At 55.8% G+C, this 14,610-nt stretch carries 16 protein-coding genes; 6 read left to right on the top strand and 10 right to left on the bottom strand.

From position 1 onward, the window contains the following. Positions 1 to 52 precede the first annotated feature (52 nt). From QEP11_RS15565 to QEP11_RS15540, 6 genes are all read left to right on the top strand, one after another. On the top strand, positions 53 to 1,174 hold the full coding sequence (locus QEP11_RS15565) for a porin (protein WP_284337559.1): 1,122 nt from the start codon (positions 53 to 55) through the stop codon (positions 1,172 to 1,174). A 37-nt stretch (positions 1,175 to 1,211) separates the two neighbouring features. Continuing rightward, positions 1,212 to 1,685 carry a hypothetical protein gene (locus QEP11_RS15560; RefSeq protein ID WP_284337558.1) on the top strand — a complete coding sequence of 158 codons (474 nt, stop codon included), beginning with the start codon at positions 1,212 to 1,214 and terminating at the stop codon, positions 1,683 to 1,685. A 19-nt stretch (positions 1,686 to 1,704) separates the two neighbouring features. After that, on the top strand, positions 1,705 to 1,887 hold the full coding sequence (locus tag QEP11_RS15555) for a hypothetical protein (RefSeq protein WP_284337557.1): 183 nt from the start codon (positions 1,705 to 1,707) through the stop codon (positions 1,885 to 1,887). A 37-nt stretch (positions 1,888 to 1,924) separates the two neighbouring features. Next, positions 1,925 to 2,581, top strand: coding sequence for a hypothetical protein (locus tag QEP11_RS19025; protein WP_349816779.1), 657 nt, complete (start codon positions 1,925 to 1,927; stop codon positions 2,579 to 2,581). Positions 2,582 to 2,645: 64 nt separating this feature from the next. Continuing rightward, complete coding sequence (locus tag QEP11_RS15545; RefSeq protein WP_284337556.1) at positions 2,646 to 4,151, top strand: MmgE/PrpD family protein; 1,506 nt, start codon at positions 2,646 to 2,648, stop codon at positions 4,149 to 4,151. Between the two features lie 123 nt (positions 4,152 to 4,274). Further along, positions 4,275 to 4,967, top strand: coding sequence for a TetR/AcrR family transcriptional regulator (locus QEP11_RS15540; protein WP_284337555.1), 693 nt, complete (start codon positions 4,275 to 4,277; stop codon positions 4,965 to 4,967). A 46-nt stretch (positions 4,968 to 5,013) separates the two neighbouring features. Here QEP11_RS15540 and QEP11_RS15535 read toward each other — a convergent pair whose 3' ends face one another. The 10 genes from QEP11_RS15535 to QEP11_RS15490 form a co-directional block, all read right to left on the bottom strand. Next, positions 5,014 to 5,466, bottom strand: coding sequence for a bacteriohemerythrin (locus tag QEP11_RS15535; RefSeq protein ID WP_284337554.1), 453 nt, complete (start codon positions 5,464 to 5,466; stop codon positions 5,014 to 5,016). Positions 5,467 to 5,519: 53 nt separating this feature from the next. Continuing rightward, positions 5,520 to 6,470 carry a PDR/VanB family oxidoreductase gene (locus QEP11_RS15530; RefSeq protein ID WP_284337553.1) on the bottom strand — a complete coding sequence of 317 codons (951 nt, stop codon included), beginning with the start codon at positions 6,468 to 6,470 and terminating at the stop codon, positions 5,520 to 5,522. A gap of 2 nt (positions 6,471 to 6,472) precedes the next feature. Further along, a complete protein-coding gene (locus QEP11_RS15525; protein WP_284337552.1) occupies positions 6,473 to 7,336 on the bottom strand; it encodes a fumarylacetoacetate hydrolase family protein in 864 nt (287 codons plus the stop codon). Beyond that, positions 7,333 to 8,361, bottom strand: a complete 1,029-nt coding sequence (locus tag QEP11_RS15520) for a cupin domain-containing protein (protein ID WP_284337551.1) — start codon at positions 8,359 to 8,361, stop codon at positions 7,333 to 7,335. The genes QEP11_RS15525 and QEP11_RS15520 overlap by 4 nt, the downstream gene beginning before the upstream one ends. Before the next feature lie 8 nt (positions 8,362 to 8,369). Next, positions 8,370 to 9,356 carry an ABC transporter substrate-binding protein gene (locus QEP11_RS15515; protein WP_284337550.1) on the bottom strand — a complete coding sequence of 329 codons (987 nt, stop codon included), beginning with the start codon at positions 9,354 to 9,356 and terminating at the stop codon, positions 8,370 to 8,372. A 43-nt stretch (positions 9,357 to 9,399) separates the two neighbouring features. Next, positions 9,400 to 10,536 carry a CaiB/BaiF CoA transferase family protein gene (locus QEP11_RS15510; RefSeq protein ID WP_284337549.1) on the bottom strand — a complete coding sequence of 379 codons (1,137 nt, stop codon included), beginning with the start codon at positions 10,534 to 10,536 and terminating at the stop codon, positions 9,400 to 9,402. Positions 10,537 to 10,546: 10 nt separating this feature from the next. Continuing rightward, entirely contained in the window at positions 10,547 to 11,710 is a 1,164-nt protein-coding gene (locus QEP11_RS15505) for an acyl-CoA dehydrogenase family protein (RefSeq protein ID WP_284337548.1), read from the bottom strand. Between the two features lie 96 nt (positions 11,711 to 11,806). Further along, positions 11,807 to 13,018, bottom strand: coding sequence for a Rieske 2Fe-2S domain-containing protein (locus tag QEP11_RS15500; RefSeq protein WP_284337547.1), 1,212 nt, complete (start codon positions 13,016 to 13,018; stop codon positions 11,807 to 11,809). A gap of 27 nt (positions 13,019 to 13,045) precedes the next feature. Continuing rightward, positions 13,046 to 13,963 carry an SDR family NAD(P)-dependent oxidoreductase gene (locus QEP11_RS15495; RefSeq protein ID WP_284337546.1) on the bottom strand — a complete coding sequence of 306 codons (918 nt, stop codon included), beginning with the start codon at positions 13,961 to 13,963 and terminating at the stop codon, positions 13,046 to 13,048. A gap of 178 nt (positions 13,964 to 14,141) precedes the next feature. Beyond that, positions 14,142 to 14,603, bottom strand: coding sequence for a MarR family winged helix-turn-helix transcriptional regulator (locus tag QEP11_RS15490; protein WP_284337545.1), 462 nt, complete (start codon positions 14,601 to 14,603; stop codon positions 14,142 to 14,144). Positions 14,604 to 14,610: the final 7 nt, after the last annotated feature.

The following is a 14,610-nucleotide window of genomic DNA, read 5'->3' as shown; positions in this document are numbered from 1 at the left end:
GGATGGGCATCTTCACCCTGAAATAAGTAAATAAAATATTTGGAGACAACCCGTGAATAAAAAATTGCAAGCTGGACTCTTGATTGGATTAACAAGCACTTTGGCAGTCGCCCAGGATAGTGAAAGCAAAGTTTCCATCTATGGAACCGCTGATCTTGCAATTGCCCACTACAAAACCTCCGGTTTATCCAAAACAGCCATGCACGTCGGAGGCGCTGGCTCACGTCTCGGATTCTTAATTAGCGAAGACCTTGGCAAAGGAACAAAAGTCAATTCTCGCCTGGAAACCGGGATTAATATGGACAACGGCACCACCAGTTCCACCAATGGTATGGCAGGCAGATTCTGGAGTCGGCAAGCTTATATTGAAGTCGAAAACTCCACCTATGGTGCGGTGAGATTTGGTCGCCTGGAAGGACCGACTTATGCGTTTTTCCCCAAGTTTGATCCCATGCTCCTTCCAGCCATGGATGCGTGGGGTGTTTTGACCACCTTGGGATCGCCTGCGCCCGGAACACCTACAGGCCGAGGTGTTTCCAATGGATTCCTGATTAATCCAACACAGCGCACAGACAACACCATTGCCTATATTTCCCCCCGTCTGGGCGGCGTTCAGGCCAAGCTGTCATACAGCCTCAATGAAGGCAATAAGAACAGAGCCAAATTCTTTGAAGGGTCGCTCGATTACGTCAATGGTCCTATCACACTGGGTGCTCTGGTGGTGAAAGCTTCAAGCACCAAAGCTGCTGGCGCCGCCCCCGCATCCGAGGGAGTGACGGAATATGCGCTGGGAGCCAGTTATAAAAAAGGCTGGATTCACCCGTACTTCACCTACATCCATCGAGACAAGACAGATCCGGCCCTCGGCGTCAACGGCCAGGTCATGAATGACCGCTCCGAATCCGTCACGCTGCTGGGTGCCGTCATTCCTGTGAGTCAGCGAGGCAATCTGCGCATGACATATGGCCAGTATTCAAGTGGCAGCGATCAAAGAGATGCCAAAAGCTACGGTCTGGCCTACACCTACGATGTGAGCAAAAAAATGATGCTCATGGCTGCAGTCACACATCTGAAGCAGGACTCCGCCTCCAAATGGCCCGTTTTTCAGAGCCCCTCTCCTAACGCCGGCGCGAATGTGAGCGGAGTTATTTTGGGCATGACAACTCGCTTCTAAATATCACTTTCAAATTCAGTTCTTCAGAGGTTAAATCATGGCAGCCCAATCTCCCTGGTATTACATTGTTCAGTGGTTGCGCCTTTATTTTGGCGCCCACTTGCTTTTCTCTGGCATACGTTACGCAGCAACCGGATATGTTCCGGATATTCCCGGCATCGGTGGTGAGTGGGTACAAGCGAACGCCAATATCTATCTATACCAGATCATCAAGTACCTGGAAATCATTACCGGTGCAATGATTTTCTTTAATCGTTTCACGCTGCTGGGATTGATTCTTGAAATGCCAGCCACCGTGAACATTTTCTGGTTGAACACCATTATTGTGGCCTCTCCAGCCATGCCGCGACAGTACTTTACCGGACCCCAGGAACTTTTCCTCAACGGTGTATTGCTTCTGGCTTACAGCGGGTGGATTTATGCAGCACTCAAACCCAAGCTGGAACCACTGTGGTTGTGGGATGGTGAAAAAGCATACAAAGAGAATATTGGTCGAAAAATCACTAATTAAATAACCAAAGGAATACATCATGGACAAAAACAAATGGATTGCAGTTGCTGTATGCCTTTTTCTCACCGCAGCGGCATTTATCGGCTCCACAGGTTTGTTCTACACAACCTACCGTCCTATCCGTAATTACGATTTGGTGGCATTTTTTGCTTCTTGGGTTGGCCTGATTTATTACCTCTACCGCGATAAAGGCAAGAAGTAAGAAGCCATACGTTCAACCACTGTTGAGGAGACAAAGCATGATTGAGGCCGACAAAGGTCCGTGGAAATACATCGTCCTGTGGCTGAGGTATTACTACGCCATTCACTTTCTAAAGTCAGGTATCAACTTCGCCGTTTTTGGCGTAGTCCCGGATTTCAGCAAGGCTGGGGCCGTTGGACCCTATTTACGGGAAATGCACGAAGTGGGTTTTTACCCATTCGTCAAGTACCTAGAAATTGTTCTAGGGGGCATGCTGCTTCTCAACATTTTGGTCCCTGTTGCCCTGGCTGTGATGGCTGGCATCGCATTCCAGATTATTTACCTGAACCTCTTCATCTCACCCCATCCGAGACAGTTGTTCACCGGAACCCAAGAGCTTTTGCTGTGCGGGTTGCTGATCCTTGCCTACGGCAAATATTTCGCCCACCTGTTCCAGTGGAAATCTTCGCCCAGGTTCCCATGGCAACCCGATATGCCCACACCGCAGGTGTCGAGCACGCCGGTCAACACCCCCCATGCGGCCCAGCGCAAGGACTTCATCATTCTTTTAGCGATTGCAGGTATTTGGACGCTGGTTGTGATTGCCTTTTCCACAACCATGGGCAGCCGGCCGCTTCGCATCTACGACTGGGGCCCACCAGTCGGTGCCTTGTTGCTCGCATACATCAGCATGTGGCGAAGTGGTGCACGTTGACAAACGCAATGCACTGTGCGGATTTCCGCCCACGGCCTTTATCCAATAAGCAAAGGGTACGCCCATGAACTTGAATCGCAGAAAGTTTTCGCAAATTGCCACGTGGCTGGCATCGGCCACCGCTGTCGCCCCTCACCTGGCGTGGGCCGATGCTGCAAAAACTCCGGCCGCTGCCATGCCGGACGCCATTTTTGATTTGGCGGATTACTGCATTGCCACCCAATATTCCGATCTGCCCGCAGACGTTGTCAATGTTACCAAGATCCAGATCATGGATACGGTCGCCGTGGCACTGCCCGCGCTGAACGCCGATGGCATGCGCCAGCTCCTGGCTTTGGCCAAGGAAAGCGGAGGCAAGGAGGAAAGTCTGGTTCTTGGCACGGACATCCGGCTGCCGGTGGAAAAAGCAGCAAGGCTCAACGCTTCGATGGCCGCCACCTTGGAGTTTGATGACACCTATGAGCCCTCGCTCATGCATGCGTCTTGTGTCGTCATTCCGACCGCGCTCGCCACTGCAGACTGGGTCAAACAAGTCAGTGGCCAGGCACTGATTGCTGCCGTTGCCGTCGGCACCGATATTGCCTGCCGACTCTCGCGCGCAGGTTCACCGGGCGTGTCTCCGTTTATCGTGGGCTGGGACCCGACGCCCATGTATGGCTTCCTGGCTTCGACCATGGTTGCCGGAAAAATCATGGGACTCAACCGTGAGCAGATGGTCGCCGCCGTTGGCTTGGCCTATCACCAAATGTCTGGAAATGCCCAAGCCAGCGTAGATGGAACGCTGGCAAAGCGCTTTGGCTCAGGCTTTGCCAGTTACGGAGGTTTGCTATCCGCTCGCTTGGCACAGCAGGGCGTCTTTGGCTCTCAGAATGTGCTGCAGGGAGTCAAGGGCCTGTTCAAGCAGTACCACAAAGGCCTTTACTCCAGGGAAGCCCTGCTGGGTGATTTGGGCAAGGTCTATGCAGGCGTCGATATCGCAGCCAAGCCTTACCCCAGCTGTCGAGGTGGTCATGTGGCGATCGATGGCACCCTCGAGCTGGTGCAACAGCACCAGCTGGCGCCAGCCGACATCGAGAAGGTCGTGATCTACAGCCCTCCTGCTGAGATGATGCTGCTGGGTGCTCCTATCGAGAAGAAACGCAACCCGCAAACCATCGTGGAAGCGCAATTCAGCAATCCATGGGTAGTTGCCTGTGCCATCCAGGACCGTGAAGTGGGCCTGCACCACTTTACCGAGGAGGCATTGCGCAGAACTGATCTCAAGCAGCTCACACAGCGCATGTTCACCATTGAAGACAAGTCCCTGGTGCGTCCTGATGGTGGACCTGGCTTTGTCCGGTTGGAAATCACCACCAGGCAAGGCAGTACCTATACCAAAGTCGTGCAATACGCCAAGGGCGACCCCAAGAATCCAATGTCGCCGGCAGAGTACGAAAAGAAATTCTTTGCCTGCACAACGGCAGCCAGGATGCCACAGCAGCAGGCCCAGAACGTGTTGCGACGAATTCAGCATCTGGAGCAGGAAAAAGACGTTTCGGCCTTGCAATCTACCATGGCTATTGCCAGTTAGAAATTGCCCCAGCTTCTGCTTGTATGTACTTACTTTAAATGTAAGCAATTAATGAAATAATAGAAAACGAGGGGCCTACCAAGGCCCCTCCTATTTTCTTTGATCAATAACTTCGGATGTGTCATGAATTCCAAGGTGACAAGCACTCAGAACCGCACCCGTAAGCATGGCGAACACAGATCTAGTGCGGCAGTTCGTACGCGTATCTTGGAGACCGCGTTTAACGTTATTTCCACCTACGGCTACAGCGGCATGACCATGGCCAAGGTAGCCAGCATGTCTGGTTTACCTGTTGGCAGTGTGTATTGGCATTTTGAAAGCAAGGATCTGCTCCTCAATGCCATGATTGAAGACAGCTTTTCTCGCTGGCACCAGGCCACTGCAGAGCGCAACCAGCCTCAACCAGGCGAAAGCTTTGAGCAGCATGTGACACGCATTTTTGGCGGAACAGATCACCCCCGCTACTTTGCCGCTGATTTCTGGCGGCTGGGTGTCATCCTGAGTGTTGAGAAATCGGTGCCGGAACAAACTGCACGCATGCAGTTCTTGCGCATTCGTGAAACCCAAAGGGATGAACTGGCAAATTGGTGGGCGCAGATTCTGCCGGACAACCTGCTACAGCATTTACCAGCCCTGCCCAAAAAACTCAGCTCATTTACGCTGGCCATGCAGGACGGCAATGCGATTGCCGGTGCATCTGGCGAGTCTCTGGACGATTTTCAGGAAATTCTGCGTACTTGCCTGATTCATCTGGTACAGCAGTCCCTTCAAAAGCTTGAACAGGCACCGGCCACCAAAAAGCCACGCAAACGATGACGAGAATCGTCGCCAGCCAGCGACGAGACACCATCGCTGCTTTGCTTCAGGTAGCGCTGTTTACGCCCGCCTCGCGACGGCGCAAAACCACAGGCTTTCCGCCGAAGCGCTGTTTCGAAAGCCAGTGTGCCAAGGCAGAATCCAAATGTGTGGCATGACCGGGAAACCAGTCCACCAATGCTTCAATCAGGGATCGGCAGATCTGCACATCTCCGGCATCCAGTTTTTCACGCACTTCGGCGACCGACTTGAGAACAGCCGCATGCTCGTCCATATGGCATTGGCGCGGAGGAAAACCGGACTCCTCCATCCACTGGTTTTCTTCAGCGAAATGCTGCTGAAGGTGGACTTCCATGGCCTGTAGCAGGTTCGGCAATTCCGCATCTTCTGCCTGCTCAAGTCGAGTGGCCAGCTCTACGAACTCCTGATGGATATCATCCATCGGCGCGTGCCCCAGCAGTTGGTGGGATCCCCATTGAAGAGTGCTAGTTGATGTCATGTTGGCTGCCTCACAAAGCAATGTGCACCTGCATCTGCAGGCGCACATCACACTTACAGATCCAAGACTAGGCGCGAACTCTTAGCCCCGGAACAACAGACCATCATAGTCTTGTTGGCACAGCGCTCAGCCTCTGTCAGGATGGCATCGCGATGGTCTACATCGCCTTCCAGGACAGCCACCTCACAGCAGCCGCAAATACCCTCTTTGCAGGAAGAGTCAACGGCAATTCCGTTTTCCAGAAGCACGTCGAGCACACTGGCGCCCGTTGGCACTGTCAGCTCCATGCATGAGCGAGCCAGAGAGATGACAAAGCCGCCCTCCACCGCCGCTGCTTGCTTTGCAGCAAAACGCTCGAGGTGCACATACTCTGCAGGCAGATGTGCCGTTGCCGCTTCGTACGCATCCAGCATCGGAGTCGGCCCACAGCAGTAGAAATGTGCGCGGGCAGGCGCTGCCTGGGCAATCGACGCCAGATCAAGGACTGCCCCGGCTTCTTCGTCCACATGAATGTGGACGCGCTCACCCAGTGCCTGCAACTGCACAGCGAAGGCAATATCTGCACGTGTGCGCACGCTGTACCACAGCTCCCAGGATGCGCCCAGTGCCTGCAGGCGTTGCAACATGTTCCAGATGGGTGTGATACCGATGCCACCGGCAATCAGCACACTGTGCGTCGCATCCTCGGTCAAGGGGAAATGATTGCGCGGCGCAGACACCGGCATGAGGCTGCCAACACGCAGTTGCTCATGCACATAGCGTGACCCTCCACGGCTCTTGGCGTCCAGCTTGACACCCACGGTGTAGGAGGAGGGCTGTTCACTGGACTCGACCAGCGAATAGGAGCGCACAATGCCATTTGCCAGATGCAGGTCGATATGCGCTCCTGGCTCAGTTGCAGGCAACGGTGCGCCTGTCGGCTCGACCAGCTCGATCAGATGGGTGTCTTTCGCGGCGTAACGAATCGACTGGACGCGCAGTTGCAACAAGGATGATCCCGACATATTCACTGCTCCGCTGCAACCACACGCACTTGCATTTCACCGATGGAGCTGATCGATGCATGCATCACGTCTCCTGGCACTACAGGCCCCACACCTTCACAGGTGCCCGTCATGATGACGTCGCCGGGATAGAGGGTGTAGTAGCTTGATGCCCACTCGATCTGCTCGGCGATGTACATGATCATCTGCGCAGAGTTGGTGATCTGGCGCACTTCTCCATTGACCGTCAGGCGCAGATCCAGTTGCTGAGGATCAGCAATTTCATCGGCAGTGACCAGCCATGGGCCAAGGACTGAATAAGTATCCAGCGATTTGCGCAAGGAGCGATCCTCCGGACCGCGCACGGTCATATCCAGCGCAATGCTGTAGCCCGCAATGCAATCCAGCGCTTGCGCTTGCGTAACACGCGAGACTTTCTTGCCAATCACTGCGGCCAGCTCGATCTCATGGTGCGTCAGACGCTCTGGCATGGTGATTTCGACCGCCTGGCTGCAGCCGATCAATGAACTGTTGGCCTTGAGAAACAACCCCTGCTCTTTCACGCCGCCGGTGTAGCGTGTGGTGAAGATATGGGCATCGCGCTGCGCTTCTTCCACATGGGCCTGGTAGTTCACAGGCACCCCAATGATCTTGCCAGGCTGTGCGACAGGGCTGAGCAAACGCACCTCTTCCACCCGGTAAGTCGGCGATGTAGGCAGCAAGCTGGTTGCCGCAGCGCGCAAGACGTCAAGATTCGCCACAACCAGGTCGCCGCCGACTTGCGGGTAAGAAGGCTGTGGCAAAGCCTTCAGCGCTTCCGTCACATCGTGCACCAGACCATTTTCGACCACACCCAGACGGTGTTCATTGAACCAGCAAATCTTCATTGTTCTTCCTTGCTCGACACAGCGGTGCCGATTTCTTCACGTAGCAAATTCAGGCGCTGCATGGCATCGGCATCCGAGACCACAAACAGCCGGGCATCCGAGGACTGCGCACGATGGCTCGCCCACTGATGCTGAGGGATGGTGAACACATCACGGGCCGACCACTTGATGCGCTGATCGCCAATCACGCTCTCGCCCTCACCTTCCACCACTGCCACCACCTGGTTGCAGCTGCTCTTGACGGGCAACGACTGCGTCTGTGCATCAATCTGCAGCATGCTGGCCGACAGCAAAGCCATGGCTCCCTGACCATTGAGCGGATTGACGTAATTCACGCGTCGCATGCCATCCTCACCATGCGGCGCATGCTGCAGCGCTCCTACAGCATCGGCATAGGGATAGCGGAACACCGGCGAGTGATCCGTGCGCCCCACTGTGACGCTGGGGCGGATGTTCGGATAGGCAAATGCAGCCTCGGGCATCGTCTCGGGCTGAACCTCGATGGGCCCAGGCTGGAACACCACCGAGCCCATGTACATATGCAGCGGCACATCCAGCACATCCAGCCAGACCACGGGCACGTCTCCGTCATGACGGTGCTCATGCCAGCACATACCAGGCGTAAGCACCAGGTCACCGAACTCCATGGGGCATTCCTTGCCATCCACCAGAGTCACCACCCCAGAGCCTTCCAGCATGAAACGCAGAGCATTCATGGTGTGGCGATGCGGGCGTGCTGTTTCACCGGGCAGCAGACACTGGTAGGCCGCCAGCACATTGCCACAGGTATGCTCATCGGCCAGCGACTGGGCTGCGGGACTGAGCATTTGCAGCACCCGACGCTGCACAGCCTGCGGATTGGTTTCCTGGAAGGCATGCTCAATCAAAGGACGCATATCCTGCCAGCGCCACAGATATGCAGGCACAGGGCTGGGTGGTGGCTTGTGGGCGTTTGGGCTGTCCCACAAAGGAGCCAGACGCGCTGCATGCCATTGCTGCAAGATGGTTTCGCTGTTCGATGACATGGCAGACCTCAGATGCTGAAGCTCTCGAACGTACCGGGGTGGAACATGTCTTCAGGTGTCACCAGACGTGGCGACAGCCCCTGGGCATGGTGGTGCTTGAAGAAGTTCTCCAGCACGTGGCGGTTGGCTTCGATGCCGTAGGACCAGTGATCCTGACCCATCAGGTCGCGGGCCTCCTTCAGACGCTCTTCCACAAAAGGCAGCGTGATCTTGGTGGCGGAAGTCTCGGACAAATGCTCCAGCGCCTTGACCTTGGACTCTTCGAATGCCTTGTAAATCGCGCCAGGCAGCCATGGATGGCGTTCAGCCAGCTCACGGCGCACACCCAGGATGTGCATGATGGGGAAAATCCGGGTACGGCGGTAATAGTCTTTGGCCGCTTCCACTGGATCGCGGAACAGCCAGCCCAGATTCGGCGTACCTTCTGGCACATCGGGAGCGCGGGGTGCGACATAACCATCGATTTCGCCCTTGGCCAACAGGCTGGAAATGGTTTCGCCTTCCGGTGCATCTTCCACACGTACATCATCGGGCAGCTTGATCTTGAGCTTTTCCGGGCGGCCCGCATGCGAAATGCCACCGCGCACCCAGGTCACATCCGAAGGCTTCAGGCCATAGTCTTCTTCCAGAATGGCTCGCACCCAGACGTTGGCAGTCAGTTGGTACTCGGGCAAGCCAATTTTCTTGCCACGCAAGTCCTCAGGTTTCTGGATGCGATCCGTGCGGCAGTAAATTGCCGTATGGCGGAAAGCACGCGAAAGGAACACCGGAATACCCACATAAGGGAAGTTTCCGTTGGCGACCTGAAGGGTCGAGCTGGACAGCGACAGCTCACAAATATCGAATTCCTGGTTGCGGAAAGCGCGAAAGAAAATCTCTTCGGGCGAGAGCGTCATGATGACGGGCTTGACTCCGTCAATCTGCACGGCACCGTCAATCAAAGGGCGGCAACGGTCATAGTTACCAATAGCAAGCGAGAGTTCGAGTTTGGACATGGCGTAAATAGCGTTAAGCAGTCAGTGGCAATGGATGTGTGGGTCAGGCCAGGCCAAACTCACTTCGGATCAGGCTGGTGTGCTCTCCCAGAATCGGGGCTGCCAGTTCCGTCGGTCCTCGCTGCCCGTTGATCTTGACTGGGCGGTGGATGGCGGTCAGAGTGCCATGCTCGGGATGATCAATCGTGTAGAACGATTGCAACTGCGCGACTTGAGGGTCCTGCATGACTTCAGGCACGGTCTTGACAGGAGCAAAAGGCACGTCGGCGGCCGTCAAGCGGGCTTCCCAGTGCGCATAAGGCTTCTGCGCAAATACCTGCCCCACTAGGTCGCTGATGAGCAGATAGTGCTGGGTGCGCAAAGGTGCCGTTTGGAAGCGTTCATCCGTCAATAAATCCGGGCACTCCAGTGCATTGGCAAATGCAGCCCAGAACTTCTCCATGGAGGAAAGGTGAACCGCCAGCAAGCGCTCGTCGGCGCAGCGGAAGGCATAGGACTGGGAGATGGCAACACGTGACATGGGATTGGGAACGGAGCCCAGGCGTGTGAACTGCGAGAAGCCTTCAGGAGAGAAGGCAATCGATGCCTCCAGCATATTGACCTCTACACGAGCACCTTCGCCCGTGCGCTCACGCTGGTGCAAGGCACCCAGGATGCCGTACGCCGCATACATTCCAGTAATGTTGTCGGACAGCGAAGGCCCGTTGAGCACAGGTTTCGCTGGGTCGATTTTCTGGCTGGCCAAGCCACTGATGGCCAGGGCGACAGCGTCATAACAGGGTCGGTCTTTGTAGGGTCCTTCTGCACCAAACCCCGTGATAGAGCAATGCACCAATCGAGGATTCAAGGCTTTCAAGCTGGCCTCATCAAAGCCCAGACGAGGCAGCACGCCCGCACGGAAGTTGTCCAGCAGCACGTCGGCCTTTGCAATCAGCTTGCGCAGATCGGCTTTTCCCGCATCCGATTGCAAATCCAGCTGAATGCTTTGCTTGTTGCGGTTGTAAGCGCTGAAGTGGGGGCTGTACAGCTTGCCTGCATGCCGACGAAACGGATCGCCACCCTCTGGATGCTCCACTTTGATCACACGAGCACCCAAATCTGCCAACATCATTCCAGCCAATGGCGCCGTGAGCACAGTGCCCAGCTCAATGACCAGAATGCCTTGCAATGCATCTTTCATTTACGGCTCCTCAGGCGAACTGCTTCAAGATTTGACGCGCCAACGTGGTGCGTAGCACCTCAGTGGGCCCTTCGGTGATGCGATAGCTGCGCAAATCACGCCAGAAGCGCTCGATGGGCGTGTCGTGGGTCAAGCCCATGCCACCATGCAGCTGCATGCAGGTATCCGTCACACGGAATCCCATCTCCACACCAAACGTTTTGATCATGAACGTCTCCAGTTTTGCATCGACCCCGGCATCCACCTTGCGTGCTGCGTCATAGACCATCAACCGTGTGGCAAAAACCTCGGTGAAGCCATCCGCCAGCATCCATTGCACCCCTTGGCGCTCGGACAGCTTTTCACCAAACGTCTTGCGCTGGGACACGTAGCTGGCCGTCATGGACAAGCAGCGATCAGCCGCGCCCACTGCATGTGCCCCCTGACGGACACGCCCGTGGTTGATATAGCCCTGCGCGAGAGCAAAACCCTTGCCCTCTTGGCCCACCAGATTGGCAGCCGGAATGTCGACGTTTTCCAGAACAATCTCGCACGGCGAGTCGCCCATCAAGGTTTTTTCAGATGTCGCCAGTTGCACACCCGGGGTATTCATATCCACGATGAAGCAGGAAATACCGCCTCGTGCGCCCTTTTCCGGATCCGTCACTGCCATCACCAGCGCGAAGTCTGCCTTCGCTGCTCGCGTGATGAATCGTTTGATGCCATTGAGGCGATACCCCGTCTCTGTCTTGACCGCCCGCGTGCGCATGGCGGAAGGGTCGGAGCCCGCATCCGGCTCCGTCTGTGCAAAGCAAAACCGCTTCTTTCCTTCCACGACGGGGTACAGATAGTCCTCGCGCTGCGCTTCATTCAGTCCCATCAGGATGGGACCCACCATGGGACCAAACAAGCCATGGTCGCGCACCCAGGATGCCACGGTGCTGCGCCCCACTTCCTCCCAGAACACCGCAAGCGGCAACAGCGAAAGCCCCTGGCCGCCGATTTCTTCGGGTACATCCAGCAGCCACAGGCCCGCGGCCTTGGCGCGCTCACGCACTCGCGCCGCGGTTTCTTCATCGAGCAAACCTGCTGCGTTGAGCTTGTTTTCGAGAGGAATCAACTCCCTTTCGACAAAGCGGCGTACGGATTCACGAAACATCAGCAGCTCCTCGGGGAGTGCTTCGTGGGGAGTCATGTCAAGCATCGAAATACCAAGCGATCAATTCAGAAGGTGTGACAAAACCAACCCTCCAGCAAAGGTGGAGGGTTGATACCTAAAGGCTCAGGGGGTTCAGGCCTCGGTTTTTTCCAGCAAGGAGGGGTCTTCCTCCCCTGGCTGGTGCGGCAGCTCCAGCGGTGCTTCGAGCGCCTTCCATGCCTTGATCGGTTGTCCGGCTTTCACCAGATCCAGTTCACGCCAGAACAGTTTGCGCAAGGTCACGATGCCCAGGTCCGAACGCCCAAGAATCTCGTCTTCTCGCTTGGTCACACGCTCTTGACCCCGGATCGACAGATAGTCCTGAGCAGCGGTCAAGCCGACAAAAGTGTCTTCCGGGTTCTTCCAGACACGTGAGCTGAACAACTCGTCATGATGCTCGGCAGGGTCGTACTTGCCATACTTGGCAAAGTACGTCTTGAAACGCATTTGCGAGGCTTCGCTGGCTCCTGGCGGCAGGCTGTAGATCATGAAGCGAGTGGTATTGAGCTCGTCATTCGGCGTCATCCACACAAACACGTCCAGCCATGGGTCCTCGGGCTGCAAGCCTGGAACCGTAATGTGGTTGTTGTTCGGGAACGTCCAGTCACTCTGGCGCACGTTGTCTTTGCTGCGGCGCGCGGTCTGGCGAATGCCGGCCGAAGTTTCTTCGTAGCTCAGCTCAGGAATACCTGTCGTCACCGCCTTGCCAAAAGCACCCACGGTTAGTGCCATGTGCACAAAGCTCACATGTACGGCATCCATGGAGTTTTCCACCTGCTGGAACCAGTTGTTGTCCCAGCGTTCCATACCGTTGGCGACCAGCGCGCCAGGGCGCTCTGTCAGCAACTTGCGCGGCAGATCAAATTCAGGTGGCTCGCCTTCACCCATGTACGCAAACACTAGCCCCTGGTACTCTTTGACAGGGTATCCGGCGATCTTGGTACGCGGCATGCCCGTGTCGGCTTCAGCGGGACGCTTCACGCACGCACCGGTGCTGTTGAATTGCCAGCCGTGATAGATGCAGCGGATTTCCTCACCATCAACCCAGCCGGTATGCAGCAGAGTGCGGCGGTGAGCACAGCGCCCCCCGACCAGGTGCACCTTGCCACTGGTGCCACGGTAGAGTGTCAGCTCTTCACACATGATCTTCAGTGGAATGGCCGCCCCCACTTCCACGCTCTCGCTCAAGGCAACGGGCTGCCAGAACTTACGCAGCAAGCGCCCCATGTCGGTATCAGGCCCCACTTCCGTGAGTCGGTTGAATTGCGCTGCACGCGCCAGGCGGCGCTCATCCATTTGGCTCATTGTTGTCTCCATCGTGCGTTGTAAGAATTAGACGGGCTCACCCAGCAAGTCCGTCAGCGGACCTTGTGGTTCACCGTATTTGGTCCACTGGATTGAACGGGCATAGTCCTTGATATTCAGCGGGTGGTGGCGGCCAGGTGACCATGTGGGATATTTGTGGCGCAAACCACCATCCACGGCCATATCTGAGCCAGTCATGCATGCCGACTCATCGGAGGCCAGGAAAACAGTGGCCCATGCAAGATCGGAGGCTCGCGGGAATCGGCGCAGCGGCATTTGGTCCAGGTATTCCTGGCGCGAATAGAAGCCCTTGCGATCAGGCACCTTCCACTCGGGATCGAACATTTCATCGCGCATCGTGGTCCACAACTGATGCTCCATGGAGCATGGTGTGACACTGTTGACGCGGATACCCAGGTGCGCCAGATCCAGCGCTGATGAACGCACAAAACTCAGCAAGGCGGCTTTGGCTGCGCAATAGGCGGCCCCATCAGCTTCACCAAAATGCGCGGCCGTCGACAGGATGTGAATCATGCTGCCGCCATCCCCCGACTGCATCATGGCGCGTGCGCAGTGTTGGGTGGTGAGCAAGCCCGCTGTTGCAAAGCTGGCCACCGAATCATCCCAGTCATCATGCTGCATATCCAGCACATGGCTCCAGTGCACACGGCCCGCCATGTTGACTGAAATGTCCAGGCGTCCGTAGCGCTCCATGGTGGCGGCTACCGCACGTTGAACATCGGCATCCTTGCGCGCATTGGCTTGCACCGCAAACGCTTCCAGGCCTCGGTCCTGGAGAAACTTCACGGTTTCGTTGGCAGCCACTTCGCTGACATCCGTCACACAAACGCGAGCCCCTTCACGGGCCAGAAAGTGGGCGATCGTGCCCCCGATGTTGGGGCCTGCGCCAAAAACGATTGCGACTTTGTCTTTGAGTCTGTCCATGTGCTTTTTCTTGAAGGTTAGATCGTGCGGATTCAGAGAATTGAGAAGATTCTCGAAAACAAGCCATTACCCAACAAGATGAAAAGCTCAGATTCAGATATTCATTTTTTCAATAAATAAATCCCGCTCTCAATGTGCAAAAACTTCCGTCGCACCAAAGGGAAAACCCCGATATTCTTTAATGACCTTCCAGCCGACTGGTATCGCAAAGTTTGCGCAGCAACTCAGCAAAAACTTGCTGCTCTTTCGCATTGAGTGGCTGCAAGATGCGCGCCTGGGTACGTAGCACGGCAGGCCATGCTTTCTCCAGTTGCGCTTTTCCCTCTGCAGTCAGGTGCAACAGACGTACACGCCGATCTTCAGGGCTCAGACTGCGAGTGAGCATTTGCTTGGATTCCAGCCTATCAATGACAGCACCTATGGTGGAAGTGTCAAAGCTCACAATATGTGCCAGTGTTTTTTGATCCACGCCAGGCTGCAGCGCCAGGGCTTGCAACACTGCAAATTGCACCGGTGTGAGCCCTGTTCCGTCCATTTCCTGCATAAAAAGTGCAACTGCAATTTGCTGCAAGCGCCTGATTCCATGCCCAGGCATGCTGTGCAACTCAGAACCCGATAACGATTCAAAGGGATGACTCATGGTTAAT

This window comes from Comamonas halotolerans, assembly GCF_030162935.1.
GTDB lineage: Bacteria > Pseudomonadota > Gammaproteobacteria > Burkholderiales > Burkholderiaceae_C > Comamonas > Comamonas halotolerans.
This window is presented reverse-complemented; position numbering and strand designations above follow the sequence as displayed.